Origin of the sequence: Corynebacterium sp. HMSC055A01 (genome assembly GCF_001809405.1) — a bacterium.
GTDB lineage: Bacteria > Actinomycetota > Actinomycetes > Mycobacteriales > Mycobacteriaceae > Corynebacterium > Corynebacterium hesseae.
Genome location: NZ_KV797579.1, coordinates 1 through 276, shown reverse-complemented (window position 1 = coordinate 276; position 276 = coordinate 1). Strand labels below are relative to the sequence as shown.

1 pseudogene is annotated in these 276 nt (G+C 55.4%); it reads right to left on the bottom strand.

The features are described from left to right. A pseudogene (locus HMPREF2604_RS06215) lies at positions 1-218 on the bottom strand (HNH endonuclease); the annotation flags it as partial. Between the last annotated feature and the right edge of the window lie 58 nt (positions 219-276).

Here is a 276-nt window from a genome sequence, read left to right as displayed (position 1 = left end):
TTGTGGGTGAGGAATTCTGCCCCGGTCATGTGCCCACCGTTGGTCAGGTTGAGCTCTATTTCGTCCCCGTCGCCGTTAATGATCTGGTCCAACTCGTTCAACGTGACGATGACTTGGGTGCGCACCGCAGGTTTGGAACCGGTGCCCTCTTTGAAGAAGATGTCGTTGGCGGCTTGAAGCAGGTCAGTATTGTTGGTGGATTCGAGTACGCTGCGCATGTTGGCAATCGTGGTGGCATCGTCAGTTATGGAGAGTGTGTTGGGGCCTTGTTCCCGG